Origin of the sequence: Methylophaga nitratireducenticrescens (assembly GCF_000260985.4) — a bacterium.
In the GTDB taxonomy this organism is placed as follows: domain Bacteria; phylum Pseudomonadota; class Gammaproteobacteria; order Nitrosococcales; family Methylophagaceae; genus Methylophaga; species Methylophaga nitratireducenticrescens.
Genome location: NC_017857.3, coordinates 2615865 through 2632419, shown reverse-complemented (window position 1 = coordinate 2632419; position 16555 = coordinate 2615865). Strand labels below are relative to the sequence as shown.

Annotated in this window: 14 protein-coding genes; 10 read left to right on the top strand and 4 right to left on the bottom strand. The window is 44.4% G+C overall.

Features of this window, described 5'->3' with window-relative positions; genetic code table 11:
* Positions 1 to 44 precede the first annotated feature (44 nt).
* A complete protein-coding gene (locus Q7A_RS12450) occupies positions 45 to 1220 on the top strand; it encodes a citrate synthase (protein WP_014707966.1) in 1176 nt (391 codons plus the stop codon).
* Here the strand turns inward: Q7A_RS12450 and epmB are convergent.
* Complete coding sequence (gene epmB / locus Q7A_RS12445) at positions 1210 to 2217, bottom strand: EF-P beta-lysylation protein EpmB (protein ID WP_014707965.1); 1008 nt, start codon at positions 2215 to 2217, stop codon at positions 1210 to 1212. The genes Q7A_RS12450 and epmB overlap by 11 nt on opposite strands.
* Before the next feature lie 53 nt (positions 2218 to 2270).
* On the opposite strand from epmB, the gene efp reads away from it, so the two are divergent.
* Both efp and epmA read left to right on the top strand, forming a co-directional pair.
* Entirely contained in the window at positions 2271 to 2843 is a 573-nt protein-coding gene (efp, locus tag Q7A_RS12440; protein ID WP_041354687.1) for an elongation factor P, read from the top strand.
* Between the two features lie 72 nt (positions 2844 to 2915).
* Positions 2916 to 3881: an EF-P lysine aminoacylase EpmA gene (epmA, locus tag Q7A_RS12435; protein ID WP_014707963.1), complete on the top strand. Its 966-nt coding sequence runs from the start codon at positions 2916 to 2918 to the stop codon at positions 3879 to 3881.
* 1 nt (position 3882) lies between these two features.
* On the opposite strand, the gene Q7A_RS12430 is transcribed toward epmA, so the two are convergent.
* Both Q7A_RS12430 and Q7A_RS12425 read right to left on the bottom strand, forming a co-directional pair.
* A complete protein-coding gene (locus Q7A_RS12430) occupies positions 3883 to 5187 on the bottom strand; it encodes a TRAP transporter large permease (protein WP_014707962.1) in 1305 nt (434 codons plus the stop codon).
* A complete protein-coding gene (locus Q7A_RS12425) occupies positions 5187 to 5714 on the bottom strand; it encodes a TRAP transporter small permease subunit (RefSeq protein ID WP_014707961.1) in 528 nt (175 codons plus the stop codon). Before Q7A_RS12425 ends, Q7A_RS12430 begins: the two co-directional genes overlap by 1 nt.
* 160 nt (positions 5715 to 5874) lie before the next feature.
* On the opposite strand from Q7A_RS12425, the gene Q7A_RS12420 reads away from it, so the two are divergent.
* The 7 genes from Q7A_RS12420 (at position 5875) to ccoG (ending at position 14774) form a co-directional block, all read left to right on the top strand.
* Positions 5875 to 6240 (top strand): DUF4389 domain-containing protein, encoded by a 366-nt coding sequence (locus Q7A_RS12420; protein ID WP_014707960.1) that lies wholly within the window; start codon positions 5875 to 5877, stop codon positions 6238 to 6240.
* A 22-nt stretch (positions 6241 to 6262) separates the two neighbouring features.
* Entirely contained in the window at positions 6263 to 7033 is a 771-nt protein-coding gene (yaaA, locus tag Q7A_RS12415) for a peroxide stress protein YaaA (protein WP_014707959.1), read from the top strand.
* Between the two features lie 37 nt (positions 7034 to 7070).
* Positions 7071 to 8480: a diguanylate cyclase gene (locus Q7A_RS12410; protein ID WP_238595915.1), complete on the top strand. Its 1410-nt coding sequence runs from the start codon at positions 7071 to 7073 to the stop codon at positions 8478 to 8480.
* Between the two features lies 1 nt (position 8481).
* Positions 8482 to 9030: an RNA 2',3'-cyclic phosphodiesterase gene (gene thpR, locus Q7A_RS12405; protein WP_014707957.1), complete on the top strand. Its 549-nt coding sequence runs from the start codon at positions 8482 to 8484 to the stop codon at positions 9028 to 9030.
* Positions 9031 to 9103: 73 nt separating this feature from the next.
* Complete coding sequence (locus Q7A_RS12400) at positions 9104 to 11692, top strand: EAL domain-containing protein (protein ID WP_014707956.1); 2589 nt, start codon at positions 9104 to 9106, stop codon at positions 11690 to 11692.
* 234 nt (positions 11693 to 11926) lie between these two features.
* Positions 11927 to 13321: an aminotransferase-like domain-containing protein gene (locus Q7A_RS12395; protein WP_238595914.1), complete on the top strand. Its 1395-nt coding sequence runs from the start codon at positions 11927 to 11929 to the stop codon at positions 13319 to 13321.
* A gap of 19 nt (positions 13322 to 13340) precedes the next feature.
* Positions 13341 to 14774, top strand: a complete 1434-nt coding sequence (ccoG, locus tag Q7A_RS12390) for a cytochrome c oxidase accessory protein CcoG (RefSeq protein ID WP_014707954.1) — start codon at positions 13341 to 13343, stop codon at positions 14772 to 14774.
* Positions 14775 to 14779: 5 nt separating this feature from the next.
* Here ccoG and Q7A_RS12385 read toward each other — a convergent pair whose 3' ends face one another.
* The gene (locus tag Q7A_RS12385; protein ID WP_014707953.1) at positions 14780 to 16309 is read right to left on the bottom strand and encodes a bifunctional GNAT family N-acetyltransferase/carbon-nitrogen hydrolase family protein; all 1530 of its coding nucleotides are present in this window, start codon (positions 16307 to 16309) and stop codon (positions 14780 to 14782) included.
* Positions 16310 to 16555: the final 246 nt, after the last annotated feature.

Here is a 16555-nt window from a genome sequence, read left to right as displayed (position 1 = left end):
AATTTCAATAACTCCACCAGCTGGATTTAAACACGAGGTAGTAGATGAGCGATTTTTTACCCGGCCTGGAAGGTGTGCCTGCCACGAAGTCAGCTATTTCATTTATTGATGGCGAAAAAGGCATCCTTAGTTACCGTGGTTATCCACTGGAAACATTGGCGACCAACAGTACTTTTGAAGAAACCACGCTATTGCTACTGGATGGCGAATTACCCACTAAAGCAGCTTTAAATCGCTTTTCCAAACAGCTGCGCAGCAGTTATCGCATTAAATATCATATCCGCGAAATGATGCGTCATTTCCCGCATACCGGTCATCCGATGGATATGTTGCAAACAGCGGTTTGCAGTTTGGGCATGTTCTATCCGGGCACAGAATGTCTGACCGATGCCGAAAGTTGTGAAGATATTGATTATGTTCGCAATATGACGGTGAATATTATTGCCCAGATGGCACCTCTGGTTGCCATGTGGGAGCACATGCGACAGGGCTATGATCCGATCAATCCACGCGATGATTTATCCGTTGCGGAAAACCTGCTGTATATGTTTACCGGTAAAGAACCGGATAGCCTGATGGCGCGTATTATGGATGTCTGTCTGATTTTGCATGCCGAGCATACCTTGAATGCCTCAACGTTTGCAGCCTTGGTTGCCGGTTCAACTTTAGCATCGCCTTACAGTGTTATTTCGGCCGCGATTGGAACACTGTCAGGTCCATTACATGGTGGAGCCAACCAGCGTGTGGTGGGAATGCTGCAGGAGATTGGTTCACCAGAAAATGTAGAAGCCTGGGTCGATAAAAAACTGGCTAATAAAGAAGTTATCTGGGGTATGGGGCATCGCGAGTATAAGGTCAAAGATCCACGAGCCACTATCCTGCATAAGCTGGTGACCAAGTTAGTGGAAGAACGTGGAGGATCTCTGGATCAGATGTTTGCTACCGCGATGAAACTTGAAGAGATCTGTGCTGATCGTCTGGGGCATAAAGGTGTCTATCCGAATGTGGATTTCTATTCCGGCATTCTGTATTCAGAAATGGGTATTCCGGAAGATCAATTCACCGCATTGTTTGCGGTTGCTCGTTCAGCCGGTTGGCTTGCACATTGGCGTGAACAGATTTCCAATAACCGTATTTATCGGCCGACACAGATTTATGTGGGTCATGAACAACGTGAATATATTCCGATGTCTGAACGGAAAAAAACGTCTAAGCAATAATGGTTTTACTGGCTTCACCTTGTTGCTCGCGCACCAGGCGCGGCACAAGGTAACCAGGTAACTCACGGCGCATGGCCGCAATGAGCTCTATTCCTTGCTGTTCAGCCACATTAAAATGACTCGCGCCTTGTACTTTATCGAGTAAATGCAGGTAATAAGGCACTACCTGAACCTCGCTTAATCTCTCGCTAAGCGCGACTAAACTGTCCGCATCATCATTGACTCCGCGTAACAACACAGCCTGGTTCAATAACTCAGATCCAGCATTACGTAACTTCAATAGTGCCTCAGCAGTTTCAGCATCAATTTCATTGGCATGATTGGCATGGATGACCATCACTACCCGTAAGGAAGAGCTGCTGATCCAATTCAATAAGCTTTTGCTAACCCGTTTTGGCAGCACTAATGGCAGCCGTGTATGAATTCGCAGACGTTTGATATGTGGGATTTTCTGCAGGTCTTCCACCATGGCCGCCAATTTTGTATCGGTTAACGCCAGTGGATCACCGCCACTGAATATCACTTCACGAATACTGTTATCACAATGCAATACAGCAATCGATTGTTGCCACTGACTGGCTAATGGATTGCTCTCGCTATAAGGAAAATGCCGACGAAAACAGTAACGGCAATGAATTGCACAAGCACCGGTTGTCAGTAATAACGCCCGGCCCTGGTATTTATGCAAAATGCCGGGTGAGCTGATCGCCAGATGATCGCCCACCGGATCTGCTGAAAAACCTTCGACCTTAATCTTTTCATCAATTAGCGGGAAAACCTGACGTAAAAGTGGATCGCTGGCATCGCCATAATGCATTTTATTAATGTAACTTTGCGTCACCCGCAGTGGGAAGTTTTTTAAGCTCTCTGCATCAATCGCTTGCAATCGATCTTCCAGCCCCAGCATTTGCAGCAATATTGCTGGGTTTTTAATGGCATGACTTAATTCATCCTGCCAATCAGCAAAGATTACGTCAGCTTGCGATTGCGGTATCATAGTGGGCTTTGATTTTGTGAACAGGCGACGATCGTCCCCCAAAAGAGGTAAGCATGGCAAGTTATAGTACAAATGAGTTTAAAGCCGGACTGAAATTCATGATGGATGGCGATCCTTGCAGCATCATCGAAAATGAATTTGTGAAACCCGGTAAAGGTCAGGCATTTAACCGCGTTAAATTCCGTAACCTGAAAACCGGACGCGTTAACGAACGTACTTTCAAAACGAACGAATCGGTTGAAAGTGCCGATGTTGTCGAAATCGATCTGGAATTTTCCTACAGCGACGGTGAATTCTGGCACTTTATGGACCCCAGTAGTTTCGAACAATATGCCGCCGATGCCAATGCGATTGCTGACAGTAAAGACTGGCTGAAAGAACAATATGTTTATACAGTCACGCTATGGAATGGCACACCACTGCTTGTGACACCGCCTAATTTCGTTAATCTGGCAGTGGTTGAAACTGATCCGGGTGTGCGTGGTGATACTTCAGGTGGCGGTGGTAAACCGGCAACGTTAGAAACTGGCGCAGTAGTGCGAGTCCCGTTATTTATCGAAATCGGTGAAGTGTTAAGGGTGGATACTCGTTCAGCATCTTACGTCGAACGTGCTAAAAAAGATTAAAATCATTATCAGTTTTTGTGTTTTTAGTGGTGCATGTAGCAAGCTTACATACCTTAACCCTAAGTCTGAATAATGCTTCAAAATGAGCAATTACAGAACATATTAAAACGGCGGGCAAAGCTTCTGGCAAATGTCCGCCGTTTTTTTTCAGTTCGCAATGTATTGGAAGTGAATACGCCCATTTTGTCTTCAGCGGCACCTACTGCGCTTTATCTTGACAGTTTTTCCACCCGGTTTGAGGCTGGTAGCGACTCCAAAGATCTGTATCTGCATACTTCACCTGAATTTGCCATGAAACGCTTGCTGGCGGCTGGCAGCGGCGCGATTTATCAAATTGCCACGGTGTTTCGCAATGGTGAGTTGGGTCGCCAGCATGCGCCCGAATTTTCCATGCTGGAGTGGTATCGACCAGGGTTTTCACTGACAGAGCTAATGACAGAAGTCGATGCTTTGATACAACAGGTTATCGGCTTACCTTCAGCAGTTATTTTTCCTTATCGTGATTTATTCGCTAAATATCTGCAGCTGGATATTTATCAAACGGATGACGTTTTGCTGAAGCAAATTGCTTTAGATCGCATTGCCGGGCTTACTGCTGATTGGCAAACTGATCGGGATGGCTGGCTGGAAATGCTGATGAGCGAAGTAATTGAACCACAGCTTAAAGCGCTGGAAATGCCGGTGATGGTTACAGAGTTTCCGGCTTCTCAGGCGCAGTTGGCGAAAATTGAAATGAATACTGAAGGGCATCCGGTCGCCAATCGTTTTGAGTTATATGCCGGTGGAATGGAGCTGGCCAATGGCTATGATGAATTATGTGATGCCACCGAATTACGTCAACGTTTTGAGCAGGATAATCAACTGCGTCTGCAACAAGGCAAACCCCAAATGCCGATAGATGAAAATCTGCTGACCGCGATGCAATCTGGTTTACCTCAATGCAGTGGCGTGGCATTGGGGTTAGATCGTTTAATGATGTTGCACCTCGGTGAAAAAAATATTAATCAGGTGCAAAGCATAGCTTTTATTGAGAGCTGATTTATTCCATAAAACCGGGTAACCACAGAGTGATGCCCGGAACAGCGATTATTAGCCCGAGGACCAGTAACTGAATCATTACAAACGGACGAATTCCACGGTAAATATCCATCAATTTCAAGGTGGACGGTGCACTGGCTTTCAGATAAAACAGTGAAAAACCAAACGGTGGTGTTAGAAACGACGTTTGCAGGTTGATCGCAATCAGCAGGGCAAACCATAATGGATCAATATCCAAATGGATGGCAACCGGAGCAATGATCGGCACCACAATAAAGCAGATCTCAATAAAATCCAGAAAAAAGCCCAGTATAAATATCAACAGCATACTGAAAATGAGAAATGTCCATTTACCCCCGGGTAGACCTGAAAAGATTTCCAGAATCAGCTCATCACCGCCCATACCAACAAATACCAGACCAAATGCCGTGGCACCGATAAAGATCAAAAACACCATGCTGGTCAGTTGTGCTGTTTTTTGCATCGCATCACGTAAATTAGGCAACGTCAAACGATGATGCAGAGCAGCCAGAATCAATGAGCCAAGTGCACCTACGGCAGCGGATTCGGTAGGAGAGGCGATTCCATAAAAGATGGAACCCAATACCGCAATAATAAGGAATAAGGGAGGAAGCAGACTTTTTAAAACACTAATCCAGAGAGCGGCCAGTTCTGAGTTATCTTCACGTACCGTTGGTGCTAGATGTGGATGACGCCAGGCTACATAAGCTATATAAAGGATATAAGCCCCGATCAACATTATGCCAGGAACGACAGCACCGATAAATAATTCACCTACTGGTACACCGATTACATCACCCAGCAGAATCAGAATGATACTGGGCGGAATGATTTGTCCTAGCGTGCCAGAAGCGGCAATCGTGCCGCTGGCTAAAGAGGGGGCATAACCTCGTTTCAGCATCGAAGGCAAAGCAATCACAGTCATGGTCACTACCGATGCCCCGACAACCCCAGTGGTCGCCGCTAATAGGGCTCCTACTATGACAACAGATATTGCAAGACCACCGCGAATCCGACCAAATACCCGTCCCATGGTATCGAGCAGTTCTTCGGCAATACCGGACTTTTCCAATACAACTCCCATAAACACAAACAGTGGCACAGCCAACAAGGTGAAGTTGGTCATGACGCCCCAGATACGGAATGGCAACAGCTGGAAGAAATCAAAACCCAGATAGATACTGCCGAATAACAGTGAAATGGCTCCAAGTACAAAAGCGACCGGATAACCGGTCAGCAATAACAGGATCAACAAGGCAAACATCAGTAAAGCAATATATTCCATTATTTTTGCTCCTGATGACTGCGAATAGTGCGGATATTACGGATTAACTCAGCCAGCCCCTGAAGCATTAACAATAGAAAACCAAATAACATCGCTGCCTTGAGAATAAATCGGTATGGCAGCCCCCCCGGATCGGGTGAACCTTCCTGATAAAGATATGAATTGTAAGCAAAAGGCCAGCTACTGATCAGTATCAGCAGACAAAATGGAATAAGAAACAAGACTATGCCGAGGGCATCTATCCAGGCGCGATGTTTATCATTCAGCCGGTTACTGCGATACAGAATGTCCACCCGCACATGCGCATCATGTTTCAGGGTATAGCCACTGCTGAGCAGGAATATCAACGCAAAAAGATGCCATTCCAGTTCCTGTAACCCCACAGAGCCATGTTGAAACAGATATCGCATCATCACGTCATAACAGGTTAATAATACCAGCAGTAATACCAGCCAGCTGCTGAGTTTGCCAGTGTATTCGGTGAAGTGGTTTATCGATGTTTCCAACGAGGCAAAGAATCGGTCCATGGTGTTCGGTCATCAACATAAATAAACGTCGAAGTTTCCCACAAACCAGCGGATTGCTCCAGCAATTCGCTCGTTAATGAAATTTAAGGCTCCACTATCCGCAACGAGTGGCGGAAGTGTTACAGTGATATTTACTGAGTAATAATGAGGGGGATATGACATGGATAATACAGGTCTTAAAGACAGTGGTGAAAAAGCTCAATTGGTACGCTTGCTGTATATGTTGCTTTATGGCTTTGTTTTGTATCTGACAATGTCAGTGTTAGCGATCGTGGTCATTGTGCAATTTGTCTTTGCTTTATTCAGCGGCAGTTCCAATGAATCGATTCGAGGTTTTTCGAAAGATCTTGCCCGCTTTATACAACAAATTGTTTTATTTCTGACCTACAACGATGAGAGAAAACCTTTTCCGTTTACCCCTTTATATGATGAGGTAGAAGTCGAAGCGGTGTATGATAATGACGATTATATTGCTGATTATGAAGACATTACTGATAGTGATGATCCGGCTGCACCCAAAAAATAACCTGATGGAATACTGACTTTTTATGCTCACTGTAATTTCTCCGGCCAAAACGCTCGATTTTGATACGCCTGCGTCTACCGATAAACACACCGAACCGCGTTTTCTGGATCAATCACTACAATTGATTGAACAATTGAAAAAGCTGTCTTCCCAGGAAATTGCCAGTCTGATGAAAATCAGCGACAAACTTGCTGGCTTGAATATGGCACGGTTTCAGCAATGGCAAATGCCGTTTACTGACGAAAATGCCAAGCAGGCGATTCTGGCGTTTAAAGGGGATGTTTATACCGGTCTTCAAGCCGAGACTTTGGATGAAAAAGACCTGGATTTTGCGCAGCAGCATCTACGCATTCTTTCCGGTTTATATGGAGTATTGAGACCGTTAGATTTGATGCAACCCTATCGGCTGGAAATGGGAACACCCTTTCAGAATGATGCTGGCAGAGACCTTTACCATTTCTGGGGCGATCAATTACGAAAATCATTGGAGGCTGAACCGGCATTAAAAGATGGTGTGTTGGTTAATTTGGCATCCAATGAATACTTTAAAGCTGTCGATGCCAAAAAGCTTAAAGCAACCATCATTACGCCGATTTTTAAAGACTGGAAAAACGGTCAGTACAAAATGATCAGTTTTTATGCCAAAAAGGCACGCGGACTGATGAGTCGTTATATTATCGATCAGCAAATTAACTCACCGGAAAAACTCAAGCAATTTGACTCGGATGGTTATCGATATAGTGAAGAGATGAGTCAGAAAAATGATTGGGTATTTATCCGGGATCCCAATTAATTAAAGTGGATTAAGGCCGGTAATGAAACCATGGAAGGTGACTAAAACCATAATTTTAAAGTTAGTACCGATAGGTCTTTTGGCCAGTCAATCGTTAGCGTTTGCAGGTGTCAGTCTGACTTCCGAAGAGCAGACATACCTATCACAAAAAAAAGTGATAAATATGTGTGTTGACCCGGATTGGCTACCTTATGAAGGTATTGATGAGCGCGGTGAATTCACTGGCATTATGTCAGATTTTTATGCGTTATGGTCTGCCAAAAGCAATATGTCTATCCAGCTGATTAATACCAGTAGCTGGGAACAATCCTTGCAATTTTTACAGGATGGCAAATGCGATATTCTTGCCAGTGCTCAGGATGTTCCCAGCCGTCGTGAATGGCTGAATGTCAGCAAACCGTTTATTTTTTATCCATTGGCCGTTGCCACCCAACCCGATCATCAGTTTGTGGTGAAGTTCGAACAAATTCAACATCGTGACTTTGTGATGGTCGAGGGCTATGCAGGTGTGGAGTTGCTGCGTAATCGTTATCCTGATATCACTATCACCACGGTAGATACCCCAAGAGAAGGTCTGAAAATGGTCGAATCTGGGAAAGCCTATGGCTATATTGATACGGTGCCAACGATAAATTATCAGATGCTACGCTGGGGGATTTCGCACCTGAAGATCAGCAATGTGCTGGATCTGCAATATGCAATGTCAGTGGGGGTGAGCACCAGAGAACCGCAGTTGCTCGAAATTTTCAACAAAGCTATAGCGGATACCACCAAAGTCGAACGCCAGCGAGTGTTAAATAACTGGTTATCTATCGAGTATCCGCAGCAATCAAATACTATAATTTTCTGGCAACTTTTGGTTGGTGTATTGCTGCTATTGACGGTAGTGATTTATCGCTATCGGCAAGTGCACCATCAGAATCAAAACCTACAAAATTTGAATAACCAGTTAGAGCGGATCTCACGCCATGATCACCTGACCGGATTGGCTAACCGTTATGCACTTCATGAGCGTTTCAATATAGAAATTGAAGCTTCAGCTCAGTCAAAGCAAGGTTTTTCAATCATTATGTTAGATGTGGATTATTTTAAAAAGATAAATGACCAGTATGGGCATGATATAGGGGATGAGATCATCAAAGAGTTTGCCCGGCTGTTGAGATCCATGGTTCGTGAAAATGATCTGGTCGGTCGATGGGGTGGGGAGGAGTTTCTGATTCTGTGTTCTCAAACCACCCGAAATGGGGCATTCCAATTAGCCGAACAGGTACGCCAGCAGGTACAGAACTACACTTTTGCAATAGCTCAGCAAATAACTGCCAGTTTTGGAATAAGTGAATATAGGCACGGTGAAACTATTGGTGATACGATTAAACGCGCTGATGATGCCCTGTATCTTGCTAAGAATAAAGGCCGAAATCTGATTGTAATGGCGGGTCCTGATTAAGATGAATTCACAACAAAATAACCCATTAACACCGGGAAGATATTTTTTTGCCTTGTCTCCCGACACCAGTTCACGGATGCAGATTCAACATATCATGAAACGCCTGCCAGATGATTCCGCCCTAAAATTACAAACTACTGCTAACTTACATCAAACACTATTATTTCTTGGTCAATTGGAACAACAACAAATTAATGCGCTGTTAAAACAGACAGAATCAATACATTTTCCGGCAATCAATATGCAGTTTGATCACCTTTCTTATTGGGAAGAACCAAAGATCTTTTGTCTGACCAGTCGTGATCCAGACACGGAGTTGTATAACCTGGTGAGTCAATTGGAGTACATCGCCAGTGAGGCAGGTATTAACGTTGAAGTAAAACCATATCGTCCTCATATTACGCTGGCGCGGAAAGCCAGCGTTCCTCTAGATGTACCTATTGCCCCAGTGTGTTTTAAAGCCGAACAGCTGGTGCTGATGAAATCAGTTTCAACTGAACATGGAGCGCAATACCAACCCATGATGCAGTGGCCTGTCATGGCAGTTTAATGGGTTATATTTGCTCAATGAGAACACGATAATCTGGTATAAATAGTGTTCTTACTCGATGGCTATTCCCATAATGAGTTCAAAAGCAATATTAGCCAATTTATTCAGGTTTTTGGTTGTCCTAGCAGCCATAGTAACCAGCGGCAAATTGTGGGCTGAGCAAATTGTTTTACGGGTAGGTGTTTATGAAAATCCGCCCAAACTGGTTATGGCGCAATCAGGCCAGGTCAGTGGCATTATGGGCGATCTTCTAAACGTTATCGCTGCCAAGGAAAACTGGCAGTTGATTGCTATACCCTGTCATTGGGATGACTGTCTGGAGCAGCTTGCCAGAGGAGAAATAGATTTGTTACCGGATGTGGCTGTGACCGCAGAGCGAAGTGAGCTTTATGACTTTCATACCACGGCAGCATTACTCAGCTGGTCGCAGATCTACGTTACCCGTGAGCATAATTTAAGCAGTTTACTGGAGCTTGATGGAAAACGTCTGGCGTTGCTTAAGGGGTCTATTCAACATGATTACCTCAAGCAGTTAGCTGAAAATTTTAATATTGATGTGACATTTGTATTGGTGGATACGCAACAAGCAGCATTTGCTGCGCTTTCGGATGGCAATGCTGATGCTGTTACGGCGAATAACTTTATCGGTGAGCTGAAAGCTGTTGAACTGAATTTAAAACCTACACCATTGATGTTTCAACCGAGTCGATTATTTTATGCAGTTCCCAAGAATAAGCATGATGAAGTGTTACAGGCCATTGAGAACTATTTAAAATTATGGCAGGCGGATGTCAGTTCTCCGTATTTCACAGTTTTGGAGCAATGGAATAGTGCTTCAGAAAAAATGAAGATTCCAAAAGAAATCAGATGGTTACTTATTTCTTTGGTTGTTGGCATTGTTCTCGCAATATTGTTTTTACTGTTAATGCGTCGTCGTGTAAAGGAAAAAAACAGTTCTCTGCGCCAGACCCAGCAAAACCTTAATGTGATACTGGATAGTGTGGATGCCCTTGTTTATATCAAGGATTTGCAATTACGCTATCAATATGCCAATAAAAAAGTCTGCAACCTGATCAATTTGGAGCAGAAGCAAATAATCGGTCAAACCGATGCAGTGTTATTCGATGCTGAAACCTGTAAAAAACTACGTGAAAACGATCTGCAGGTACTTGAAAAAGGTCAACGTATTGTTGAAGAAGAAATCAATACGGTACTTGGTTCGGACAATTCCCAAACATTTTTATCGGTCAAGCTTCCATTACGGCAGGAAGATGGCAGTATTTACGCTTTATGTGGTATCTCAACAGATATTACCGATTATCTGTTAATCCAGAAACAACTTCGCAAATTGGCGTTATATGATGCATTGACGGGCCTGGCGAACAGACGCTTGTTAATGGAATTCCTGGAGGATTCACTGGTAGAAGGTCGGCAGACGCAAACAGAAGGTGCCTTAGTGATTGTCGATCTGGACGCTTTCAAAACGCTGAACGATACCTTAGGACATCATGCCGGAGATTTATTATTGCAAGAGGTTTCCAAACGACTTCAATCCAGCTTATTACCAGATGACTTGGCAGCCCGATTGGGATCCGATGAATTTGTTATTGTGAAACCTAATATGGGGACAAACAGAGCCGAGGCAGAAAGGCTTGTGCAACAATATGCTGAAGCGATCATACAAGATTTTGCCTTGCCATTTGTGCTGGATCACACGCAGTACATTGCTTCAGCCAGTGTTGGTATAGCTTTGTTTTCTGACGCAGATGGTGATGTTGAACGTTTATTACAGGATGCGGATATGGCGTTGTATCGAGCCAAAGCGTCAGGACGAAACAGTCTGCGATTTTTTGACCCGGTAATGCAGCTAGAAATAAATCGACGCAGCCAATTAGAACGTAAATTAAGAGACGCTATATCCCTGCATCAACTCGAATTGTATGTACAGCCTCAGATCAGTAGTGACCACCAATATGTGGGCATGGAAGCTTTGCTACGCTGGCATGATCCGGTTGAAGGTTTTATCTCGCCCGCCGATTTTATCCCAGTAGCGGAAGCAAGTGGTCTAATCATTCCGCTGGGGGATTGGGTATTGAGAAAAGCCTGCCAGATTTTGGCGGAATGGTCCAAGGTTTCAGGGATGGAAAACCTGACATTATCGGTCAATATCAGCCCCCGGCAGTTCCGACATTTGCAGTTTATTGACTATATTGACAGTTGCCTGAAAGAGTTAGAGGTCAATCCAAATCATTTGGAGCTTGAAATCACCGAGAGCCTGTTGATTGAGGATATTGACCAGACTATCGAGCGGATGAACGCTTTGCGTCAACGTGGTTTGCGCTTTTCCCTGGATGATTTTGGTACCGGTTACGCTTCATTGAGTTATTTAAAATTACTGCCGTTAAACAAACTAAAAATCGACCAGTCATTTGTCCGTGATGTATTGATTGATGTGAACGATGAGGCAATTGTCAGCACGATTATTGCTTTGGGACAGAGTCTGGATTTAGCGGTGATTGCTGAAGGTGTTGAAACCCACGAACAGGCGGCCTTATTGGAAAATTTTGGTTGTCATGTATACCAGGGCTATTACTTTGGCAAGCCCGCTCCGGTAGCAGAATGGCAGAAAATTATTTCCGAAATCCGTGCGGTACATAAATAAAATTCACTCACCAGCGTGCGCGACTGAGTGCTAAAAGCCGTTCAATATCCGTGCTCTGTTGAAAAAAGTGTATGGGTATTTCGACGATTTAAGTGTCAGAAAGGCTATAAATCCATACAATATACGGTGCTTAAATCCTCACTTCCATACATTTGCTTTTTTTGTATGTAATTCGGTTTGTTTTTGTTGGTAAAAATGCCTAGGGTCTGTCGTCTCTATATTTGCAGGATTTCAATGATGCGTTTGTGGAAAGCCCGAATTGAAGCGGATGCCAAATCCAAATATCTTGGCATCGTTGAAGCGCTGGAAGCGGATATCTATTCCGGTTATGTCAAAGCGGGTGATCGGCTACCATCGCAACGTGCTATTGCTGGCTCCTTAAAGGTGGATTTGACCACAGTTACCCGTGCTTTCAATGAAGCCCGTCGACGTGGATTAATTGATGCGACAACCGGACGTGGCAGTTATGTACGACAGCATGTGGAAAACAAGCTTATTTCACACACATCCGGCTCACGTCCATTATTGGATCTCAGCATGAATAACCCTCCCCAGCCGGAATCTGCCGACTTACAGCATCACATTCCACGCAGTATTGCTCAGCTTATTTCTGGAGCTGATCGTATATTGCAGTTGCATTATCAGGATAGCGCGGGTAATCCGCATGATCGGAGTGCTGCATCTGGCTGGCTGAAACAAACCATAGAAAATGTCACGGCAGAACGTACGTTGATTACGAGCGGGGCACAATCAGCTTTATATGCAATTTTACATTGTATGGCTCAGCCGGGCGATAACATTGCCTGCGGTGAATTTGTTTATCCCGGTTTGAAATCGGCTGCTGAACAACTTGGATTGATATTACAACCGTTAGCCATGGATGAAGAGGGTGTTATTCCTTTTTCATTTGAACAGGCTTGTCGGGAACAGACAATCAAAGCCATTTATCTGGTGCCAACAATGGATAATCCGACAACGGCCACCATGTCATTAGTGCGTCGTCAGCAAATAGTTGAGATGGCCAATGAATATGACATTATCATTATTGAAGATGACCCTTATTCTCCACTGCAGACCCAGACCAGTAAAGCCATAGTCGATTTAGCGGCCGATCGTACCTGGTATATACGGACGCTTTCCAAATGTATAACGCCTGCTTTGCGATTAGCCTATGTGATTGCTCCCAGCAATTCACAAGCACTCGGCCTTGCCAATGTGTTACGGGCCATTAGTGTAATGGCTTCACCGTTAATGGCTGCGCTTGTTTCACACTGGATTTATGATGGACATATTAATCGGTTTGCTGAAGCTATCCGTGAGGAAAACCGTCTGCGACAGCAGATAGCCAGTCAGTTTTTAGCCGGGATGAATTTCTTCCGACATCCGGAAGGCCACCATATCTGGCTGCAGCTCCCTAGTTGTTGGCAGGCGAATGCCTTTGCTGAACAAGCTACGGTGTTGGGTGTCTCAGTGGTGGCATGTAACAATTTTGGGTTCAGTAGCCATCAGCGACAAGCGGTGAGGTTGTCGTTGGGATTATCTCCGGATCATGCGACTTTGTCACAGGCATTGAGTATATTACGTGGATTATTAGTTCAACCCGCGACGACATCACATCACATCATTTGACCCCAGAGGTGAAATAATCATGACTGAACAACCTATTCACTTTATGGAAAAAAATGGTGATATTTATGAGGAAATGGCTGATTGGGATGTGAATGCCGGTGGCGAGAAAATTGTTGCCAAACGCATGTCAGGCCGTTTTCGTAATCTTAAATGGTTTGGTATGTCGATTTGGCTATTTTACTTCATAGTGCCATACATTCGTTGGAAGGATAAACAAGCCGTATTACTGGATATTCCTAATCGTCAGTTTCATTTTTTTGAGTTGACGATTTTCCCACAGGATATCTGGATGCTTTCACTGACCTTGCTGTTTTTTGCCATTCTGCTGGCAGCGGTTACCAGTATTGCCGGTCGGGTTTTTTGTGGTTATTTTTGTTTTCAGACGGTATGGACGGATATCTATACCTGGATTGAAGGCAAGTTTGAAGGTGATACTCCCCAAAAACAATTGCGTTTCAAACAAGCACCTTGGTCGATCAGGAAACTTCTGAAAAAAATCAGTAAACACACTTTATGGCTGGCTATTGCCTTGTTAACCGGGCTGACATTTTCAGCCTGGTTCACAGATGCGTTTGAATTATGGCGAGATGTGTTGAGTTTACAGGCACATCTTGCAGTATGGATTGTGATGGCAATCTTTACCACTTTCACTTATGTCTTTGCCGGTTTTATGCGTGAACAGGTCTGTTTCTGGTTGTGTCCCTATGCCCGCTTACAGGGGGTTATGTATGATCAGAATACGATTTTGCCCGCCTATGATGCCGAGCGGGGCGAGCCACGTGGCAAACTTAAAAAAGGTGAGACCGATCCGAGTAAGGGCAGCTGCATAGATTGCAAACTTTGTGTCAATGTCTGCCCGACCGGGATTGATATTCGTAAAGGTCAGCAGGAAGGTTGTATTACCTGTGGCATGTGCATTGATGCCTGCGATTCAGTGATGGATAAAATCAATGAACCCCGTGGTTTGATTCGTTATGCTTCCTATGCCGAGCTGCAAGGTCACAGTAAACCGCAACCCCTGTACAAGCGTCCACGGGTGATTATTTACAGCTTGATCCTGCTGGCGTCATTGGCTGGTATTGCCTATGGCTTTTTATCACTATCTGCCACGGATTTCAGTGTCAGACCAGATCGTCAGCCACTGTTTGTGCAACTTAGCGATGGTTCGATCCAGAATCGATATACACTGAAATTGCTCAACAAACAGAACGTACCGATTGAGGTTCAATATCAGATTGAAGGTATGGCGGGTGCGAGCCTGCACGGATTGCATGACACCTATAGGATTGAACCAGCCAAAGTGCATACGGTGACCGCCCTGGTTCGGGTAACAGAGTCCGAGCTGCAAAGCGGTATCAGTCCTTTGACATTTAATGTCAAAGTGGTCGAAGGTGCGCAATCCGACATTTCCTATCAAACGATTTTTACCGCACCCAAAGAGAAGGAGAGATAAGCCGTTTAATCTTTTTGTTTGATAAATAGTTCGTAGAGATCGGCGCGGCGATCTTTCAGATTGGTCACTGCCCCTTCATTACGAACCAGTTTAAGTTTGTCCAGATCCAGATCGGAAAACATGATCATCTCACTGTTAGGCGTGGTTTCGGCCATGATGGCATCGTGAGGGAAGGCAAAATCAGAAGGCGAAAATACCGAGGATTGGGCATACTGCACATCCAGGTTTTCCACTTTTGGTAAGTTGCCAACACTTCCAGTGATAGCAACATAACATTCATTTTCAATTGCTCTGGCTCTGGCACAATGACGTACTCGTAGGTAGCTGTTTTTGGTATCAGTCCAGAACGGCACAAAAATAATATCCACTTCCTGCTCGGCAGCAATTCGGCCCAGTTCGGGAAATTCTATGTCATAACAAATCATGATAGCGATCCGGCCGGCATCGGTTTCAAACACCTGAAATTTATTGCCACCTTCAATCACCCAGTCACGACGTTCATGTGGGGTGATATGAATTTTACGCTGTTCTTCCACCCGACCGTCACGGTGACAAAGATAAGACACATTGTAAACCCGATCATTTTCCAATAATGGCATGGAGCCGGTAATAATATTGATGTTGTAGCTGACCGCCATTTCCGACATTTCATCACGGAACTGTTCGGTAAAGCTGGCCAAATAGCGTATTGCCCGGGTCTGATCCATCTGATCAGTCAGCCCCATCAATGGCGCATTGAAAAACTCCGGAAACAGGGCGAAGTCACTTTTATAATCCGATAACGCATCAACAAAGTATTCAACCTGTTTAAGCACTTCCTCAACTGAATGAAACTCCCGCATCTGCCATTGCACTGCCCCCAGACGAACCTGAGTTTTTTTAACATCCAACAATGAGGTTGGTGGAGTATAAAGAATATTGTTCCAGTCCAGTAATGTGGCATGGCCTAATGATTTTTCATCTTCCGGAAGATATTTGTGCATTAATCGCATCACCTGAAAGTCATTGGATAACTGGAAGGTCAGGATGGGATCGTAAATCTCTTTGCGCGAAACCTGTTCGATGTACTCGGCAGGTGAAAGCTTGTCAGCAAATTTGTGATAATTCGGGATTCGTCCACCGGCCAGAATAGCGCGTAGATTCATTGAACGGCATAATTCCTTACGCGCTTCGTATAAACGTCGTCCCAAGCGGTAGCCCCGATATTCTGGATGGATAAATACATCCAGTCCATACAATGAATCACCTTTCGGGTTATGCCAGATTTTGTCGTTTTTCAGGATTAAATCATCATAGGTATGCGGATTGCTGAACCGCTCATAACTGACCATGACAGTTAGCGCTACCGCAATCAGTTCACCTGAATCTTCAATGCAAATCTGTCCATCCTGAAACTGAGTAATCAATCCTTCAATTGTGGGTTGGGGCCAGGCGCCGCCAATATCGTCATATACCGTGTCCATCAGATTTTTGAGCTGATCGTAATCTTCCAGTGTCAGATTACGTAAATTCAGATGCAGCTCTTCGTGGGCCATAAATGCTCCGTGTTTCAATTGAGTTCAACGATGAAATAACGCATTGAGTCTAGCAGATGAAGGCTTATATGATCAGAGGTCGAGTCTTTATTTTCACATTATTCAGGCTCACGTCATTTTCGACACAAGTTGTACTGTTGCGGTTTAATAAGGAAACGTTTAGCGATGGATCAATTCATTATTTTTGCCGTTCGGGCTGCAACATCAGCTTGTAAAAGGGCATACTCAACCCAATTATCTGACAGA